We start from the raw sequence: 6957 nt of genomic DNA on the forward strand, positions 1-6957 counted from the left end.
GCCTGTACATACGCAATCGCTTCAATCCTCGCTGTGGATAACAGCCCCTATTATAATAGGAAGTGAATTGCTGCAAGACCATCCACCCATCAACGAAAGGCGGTGCTATTATGCAGCTTCTGACCCACATTATTTTTGTTCTGAACCTTCTCAAGACCCTTATCAACCACTTCACCTAAAGGACGGTGACTGCTGAATGGAAACCGTTCTCAAAGCCATAGCCGATTGGATAAAGGGTATCCTGACGGCTGGCATCATGTCAAACCTGTCCGGGCTGTTCGATGCCGTAAATGAGCAGGTCGGTGACATTGCGCAACAGGTCGGCACACGGCCATCGGCCTTTGAACCACGCGTTTTTGCGATGATCGAATCGCTCTCCCGGAACGTGGTTCTGCCGATTGCGGGCATTATCCTCACATTTATCGCCTGTTACGAACTGATTGAAATGATAACCCAGCATAACAACATGGCGCAGTTTGAGCCAGCACTTATTATGCGCTGGATTTTCAAGACCGCTGTTTCAGTATGGTTCATCTCCAACACGTTCGATATTGTGATGGCAGTCTTTGACCTGACGCAGAAAGTCGTGTCCGATTCCAGCGGCATTATTGCGGGCAATACTCGCGTCAATGAAATCGGCCTGTCGATGCTGGAAGCCAGTCTGATGCAAATGGATGTCGGTCCACTCTTCGGGCTTTTTTTGCAGAGCTTCTTCATCGGCATCACCATGAGAATCCTCTCAATCGTGATTTTCGTCATTGTGTACGGACGCATGATTGAGATCTACTGTATGGTGAGCCTTGCGCCGATTCCCATGGCAACATGGGGCAACCATGAACAGAGCCATATGGGACAGAACTATCTGAAATGCTTGTTTGCGCTGGGATTTCAGGGCTTTCTCATCCTCATCTGCGTGGCCATCTATGCCGTGTTGATTCAGAATGTGGCGATTTCCGGCGATGCCATCAATTCGATCTGGGGCATTGTCGGCTACACCGTCCTGCTCTGTTTCAGTCTGTTCAAAACCAGCTCCGTGACGAAATCTGTTCTCGGAGCGCATTAAAGGGGGTGCTTTATTGGCTGCGTATATTTCTGTTCCTCGCGATTTGACCAAGGTGAAGTCAAAAGTGGCTTTCAACCTGACAAAGCGGCAGCTCATCTGCTTCGGAACGGCGGCACTGATTGGAGTGCCGCTTTTCTTTTTGCTCCGAGGTTCCGGCGGCAACTCTGCCGCTACCCTTGGCATGATGGCAGTTATGCTCCCGGCTTTCTTTCTCGGTATGTACGAGAAAAATGGTCAGCCGCTGGAAAAGCTGCTGTCATATTATGTCCGGGCGCGATTCCTGCGCCCGAAAATCCGGCCTTATAAGACCGAAAATTACTATGCGCTGCTCATGAAAGGAGGCATGAACCATGATTCCGTTTTGGAAAAAGACCGATAAAGGCGGCAAGAAAACGCCGCCGAAACCCGCTATTCCTCACACGGCACAGCAGTCCATTCCCATGCAGCGGATGTTTGAGGATGGAACCTGCCGGGTGAGGGCAAACTACTACACCCGGACGATTGCCTATCAGGATATTAACTATCAGCTGGCACAACAAGAGGACAAAAACGCGATTTTCGAGGAATGGTGTTCGTTCCTCAACTTCTTCGACAGCTCCATCAAGTTTGAGCTGTCCTTTGTGAACATGGCAACGGACAGTTCAGAATTCGAGAAAAGCATCCGCATTCCATTCCAGAAAGACGGTTTCGATGATGTGCGGGCTGAGTATTCGCTGATGCTGCGCCAGCAGCTTGCCAAGGGCAATAATGGTCTGACTAAGACCAAGTTCATCACCTTTGGCGTGGAGGGCGAGAGTATGCGTCAGGTGAAAACACGGCTCGACCATGTGCAGAACGATCTGCTCAACAACTTCCACCGTTTGGGTGTTCAGGCCAAGCCGCTGAATGGTACGGAACGGCTCAAGCTCATGCACGATATGTTCCACATGGACGGTGAATCGAAGTTCCGTTTTGAATGGAATGATCTCGTGAAAAGCGGCCTTTCGGTGAAAGATGCCATTGCACCGACTGCTTTCGCCTTCAAAAATTCCCGGACGTTCCAAATGGGCGGAATCTACTGTGCCGCCAGTTTTCTGAGCATCACGGCCTCCGACATCAGCGACCAGCTTCTGAAAGATTTTTTGGATATGGATTCCAGCCAGATTGTCACCATGCACATTCAGAGCGTTGACCAGAACCGCGCCATTAAAACGGTCAAGCGCACGATTACTGAACTTGATAGAAGCAAGATTGAGGAGCAGAAGAAAGCAATCCGCGCCGGGTATGATATTGACATCATTCCGTCCGATTTGGCGACCTATGGCCGTGATGCCAAAGCTCTGCTGAAAGAATTGCAGAGCCAGAACGAGCGAATGTTTTTGGTGACATTCCTCGTGCTGAACACCGGGCGTACCGAACAGGAACTGGAAAACAATGTCTTTCAGGCAAGCTCCATCGCACAGAAGCACAACTGCAATCTGTGCCGCTTGGATTACCAGCAGGAACAGGGGCTTATGTCCTCTCTGCCGCTGGCCGATAATCAGATTGAGATTCAGCGCGGCCTTACTACCAGCAGTACGGCCATTTTCATTCCATTCACCACACAGGAGCTTTACCAGTCCGGCAAAGAATCTCTGTACTACGGTTTGAATGCTCTCTCCAACAATTTGATTATGGTGGACAGAAAGAAGCTGAAAAATCCGAATGGACTTATCCTCGGTACTCCCGGCTCCGGCAAAAGTTTCTCGGCAAAGCGTGAAATCGCAAATGCCTTTCTGGTGACGGATGATGATATTATCATCAACGACCCCGAAGGCGAATATTCCCCACTGGTAAACCGACTGAAAGGACAGGTCATTAAAATCAGCCCCAACAGCACCCAGTTCATCAACCCGATGGACATTAACGCCAACTATTCGGAAGAAGATAATCCGCTGTCCCTGAAAGCGGACTTTATTCTTTCTCTGTGCGAACTGGTTGTCGGCGGCAAGGAAGGTCTGCTCCCGGTGGAAAAGACGGTCATTGACCGCTGTGTGCATCTGATTTATCGGAAATATTTTGCTGACCCCTGCCCGGAGAATATGCCGATTCTAGAGGACTTGTACAACGCCCTGCTCCAGCAGGACGAGAAAGAAGCTCATCATGTTGCTACCGCTCTGGAAATCTACGTCAAGGGCAGTCTGAATCTGTTCAACCACCGCACCAACGTGAACGTCAATAACAGAATCGTCTGTTATGACATTAAAGAACTGGGCAAGCAGATGAAGAAGCTCGGTATGCTCATTGTGCAGGATCAGGTCTGGGGACGTGTCACTGCCAATCGTAGTAGCGGAAAGTCCACCCGATATTATATGGACGAGATGCACCTCCTCTTAAAAGAGGAGCAGACCGCGGCCTATTCTGTGGAGATTTGGAAGCGGTTCAGAAAATGGGGCGGAGTGCCGACTGGATTAACGCAGAACGTCAAAGACCTGCTTTCTTCGCGTGAGGTCGAGAATATTTTCGAGAACAGCGACATGATCATCATGCTGAATCAGGCCGCTGGCGACCGTCAAATCCTCGCAAAGCAGCTCAACATCTCGCCCCATCAGCTTTCCTATGTGACGCACTCCGGTGAAGGTGAAGGACTGCTTTTCTTCGGCAATGTTATTCTCCCGTTCGTGGACAGATTCCCCACCGATTTGGAACTGTATCGCATCATGACCACGAAGCTGGGTGAGGTTTCGGAGGGCAAAAAGGAATGAGCAATCCGAAGCTGAACTTCAAAGAGGAAACGTCAGCCAAAAAGACACGCTCTCCCCCGAAGAAAGCGAGGGTCGAGCAGTCCACGCCCAAAAAGAAGAAGCTGAAACTCGATGCGGACAAGGCCGCAGAAAAAAACCAGCATTTGCGATTTGGCAAGGCAGAACTGACCCCGGACGAACTGAGCCGTTTGAGCAAGGCGCAAAAGCGCGAGATGTACGCTGCCAATGCTGCCCGGACTGCGGTGCATCGGGAAATCGACCAGTATGAGGAAGATAATGTCGGTGTGCAGGCGTTGAGCGAGGGTGAAAAGACCGCTGGAAATGTCCGCGATATTTCCAAGAGCCGCTATGCCCGGAAACTGAAAAAGAAAGCCAAGGTGCAGGGCAAGAAAAACTCCAAAACCGCAAAATCTTCTGCGCAAGAACCAACTGCATCACAAAATGCAGGAGATTCCGGTATCGGTACCCGTGAGGGTGGTTCCAATTGGCTCTCCCGATGGCGGCAGAAACATGACATTCGACAGAGCTACTATGCCGCAGCCCGGTCTGGTGGCACAGCGGCACAGACCGTTGGAAGCAAAAAAACCGTATCCGGCGGTGCATCTGCCGCACGGTCTGGTGTAGAACAAGTAGTGGACAAGGGAAAATCTGTGGTCGGTTCGGCAGTAAACAGCCTTATGACCGCCGCAAAGAGTAACGCGCACGTTCTTGTGATCGTGGGCGTTTTTGTTTTGCTCATCCTGATGGTGATGTCTGGTTTTTCCTCCTGCGGCATCCTCTTTTCGGGCAGTACCCAAGTATCCGGGCAGACGATTTATTCTGCCGAGGACAGGGACATTCGCGGTGCAGAACAGGATTACAAGAAGCTAGAAAAGGAACTGGACAAAAAAATCAAGCGCACTCCGCAAGACCATCCGGGCTACAACGAGTACCAGTACCATCTTGACCCCATCGAACATGACCCGTGGCAGCTCACTTCCTTCTTGACTACCCTGTGTGACGATTACACCCGGTCGGAAGTGCAGGGTAAGTTGCAGGAGATTTTCAAAAAGCAGTACAAGCTGACAACGTGGGTCGAGGTGCAGATTCGGTACAAGACCGTATGGGTCATTAGTCCTGCGGGCATCCCAGTTCCTACGCAGGTGCCGTATGAGTACAAGATTTTCCACACCAAACTGGAAAACCGTGGTCTGGAAGTTGTTATCCGGGAAGAGCTGACCGAAGATCAGTGGAAACGGTACGAGATTTTTCAGGACACACTGGGCGGTCGGCCTTACCTGTTCAACGGCGGTCTGCCGCCCGGTGGCTCGGATGGCTCCGGCGCACCCGGCATCGTCTACACGGTTTCTGCGGAAGCTCTAACTGACACGGAGTTTGCCGCTATCTATGAGGAAGCCAAAAAATATGTTGGCACATCCTACGTCTGGGGTGGCTCTACCCCGGAAACAGGCTTTGACTGCTCCGGCTATGTCTGCTGGGTTTATAACCAAAACGGTTATGATGTTGGGCGCACCACCGCCAACGGATTATGGCAAAAAAGTCAGCATATTTCCGAAGCCGAAGCAAAACCCGGTGATTTGGTTTTCTTCAAAGGAACGTATGATACGCCGGGGATGAGCCACGTTGGAATATATCTCGGCAACGGAAAAATGGTCAGTGCTGGTGACCCCATCAAATATGCTGACATTCACTCGTCCTACTGGCAGCAGTATCTCGCTGGATTTGGACGGCTTTCAAAATGAAATGGAGGGTTTTACTATGAGTGAAAAACTGGATAAGCTGCGCGCTTCTTTGGAAAAGGAAAAGGAGCGGCGCATTAAGATCAACAACCGCATCGAAAGCCTTGAGCGGCGGATTCAGGAAGCAGAAGCCGCCAAGGTGAATGAAATGGTGCGCACCGCCAAAGTCACCCCGGAACAGCTTGCTGCTCTGCTTCGGCAGTCGGCTAATACCACTCCAAATCCGGCTGCACTGGCTGCTGTAGGCGCAACTTTCGACAAGGAGGATGATTCGGATGAAGTTTAAGAGATTTGGCGCACTGTTGCTGTCGGCGGTGCTGTGCATCGGCATGGCCGCTCCTGCTTTTGCCTATGAGGGCGATACTACCCCGGTGGAGCAGCCCGTTCTGCCGGAAGTCGTGGAGGAGGATACCGTCACTATCACGGATGAGGAATCCGGCGCACTGACCCCGGAGGGCAATCTGACGCTGGTGGACGATTATCACACAAACTATTCCGATGGTAGCGGCCAGCAGTTCATCACACTCGTCAGCAAGTCGGGTGCGACTTTTTATCTGGTCATTGACCGCAATGCCAAAGGCCAGCAGACCGTCCACTTCATGAATCTGGTGGATGAAGCAGACTTGCTGGCTTTAATGGAGGAAGAAGATGCAGAAGCCTACAATGCTGAAAAAGAAGCGGTGAAGCAGGCTGAACTGGACAAGCTGAAAGCCGAGGAAGAAGCCAAGAAAGCCGCAGAGGAAGCGGAAAAAGCGGCAGACGTTCCGAAAGAAAACAAAATGACAAAATATGCTGCGGCTTTTCTCGGTGTCGTGGCACTGATCGCGCTGGCGGCTGGCGGCGGTTTCTATTTCTTCATCCAGCAGAAGAACAAGAAACAGGCAGAAAAAGAAGCTATTGACCCGGACGCGGACTACACCGAGGATACGGGTGACTTTGAGATTCCCCCGGAGGATGATTCGGAAGATGAGGATACTTCCGAGGAACAGGATGTAACTCCTATCTGATTTTAGGGCGGCGGTTGCCGCCTACATACCATAATCCGAAATAGATTGGAGGGAACGCTTATCGCAATTTTGATCGTGACCGAAAAGCCGTCCGTTGCCATGTCTTACGCCAAGGTTTTGGGGGTGCAGGGGCGGCAGGATGGCTACCTTGAGGGCAGCGGCTATATCGTGAGTTGGTGTATCGGCCATCTGGTAGAACTGGCTCCGCCCAGCACCTACGATGAAAAGTACGTCAAATGGAATGTAGCCGATCTGCCTATCCTGCCGCAAAGGTGGCAGTACCTTGTGTCTGCCAGCACAAAAAAGCAGTTCGGAATCCTGAAAAAGCTCATGCACCGCGCCGATGTGGAGAGCATTATCTGCGCAACGGATGCAGGATAGTGCGGTTGGGTGACTCAAGAGAAAGAAAAAAGAGACCTCATCTC

6 protein-coding genes and 1 pseudogene are annotated in these 6957 nt (G+C 51.2%); all 7 read left to right on the forward strand.

The annotated features are described in order from the left end of the window. Window positions 1–196: 196 nt before the first annotated feature. Window positions 197–1063 carry a VirB6/TrbL-like conjugal transfer protein, CD1112 family gene (locus DWY95_RS15070; RefSeq protein WP_118554115.1) on the forward strand — a complete coding sequence of 289 codons (867 nt, stop codon included), beginning with the start codon at window positions 197–199 and terminating at the stop codon, window positions 1061–1063. 13 nt (window positions 1064–1076) lie between these two features. Continuing rightward, a complete protein-coding gene (locus DWY95_RS15075; protein WP_118554116.1) occupies window positions 1077–1442 on the forward strand; it encodes a PrgI family protein in 366 nt (121 codons plus the stop codon). After that, window positions 1414–3786: a VirB4-like conjugal transfer ATPase, CD1110 family gene (locus DWY95_RS15080; protein ID WP_118554117.1), complete on the forward strand. Its 2373-nt coding sequence runs from the start codon at window positions 1414–1416 to the stop codon at window positions 3784–3786. Before DWY95_RS15075 ends, DWY95_RS15080 begins: the two co-directional genes overlap by 29 nt. Next, window positions 3783–5528: a CD1108 family mobile element protein gene (locus tag DWY95_RS15085; protein WP_118554118.1), complete on the forward strand. Its 1746-nt coding sequence runs from the start codon at window positions 3783–3785 to the stop codon at window positions 5526–5528. Before DWY95_RS15080 ends, DWY95_RS15085 begins: the two co-directional genes overlap by 4 nt. A 16-nt stretch (window positions 5529–5544) precedes the next feature. Next, entirely contained in the window at window positions 5545–5811 is a 267-nt protein-coding gene (locus tag DWY95_RS15090) for a DUF4315 family protein (protein WP_118554119.1), read from the forward strand. After that, window positions 5801–6532 (forward strand): DUF4366 domain-containing protein, encoded by a 732-nt coding sequence (locus DWY95_RS15095; RefSeq protein WP_187116993.1) that lies wholly within the window; start codon window positions 5801–5803, stop codon window positions 6530–6532. The genes DWY95_RS15090 and DWY95_RS15095 overlap by 11 nt, the downstream gene beginning before the upstream one ends. A 60-nt stretch (window positions 6533–6592) precedes the next feature. Then, a pseudogene (locus DWY95_RS15100) lies at window positions 6593–6910 on the forward strand (toprim domain-containing protein); the annotation flags it as partial. Window positions 6911–6957 lie beyond the last annotated feature (47 nt).

This window comes from Faecalibacterium sp. AF28-13AC, from assembly GCF_003478405.1.
Classification (GTDB): domain Bacteria; phylum Bacillota; class Clostridia; order Oscillospirales; family Ruminococcaceae; genus Faecalibacterium; species Faecalibacterium prausnitzii_E.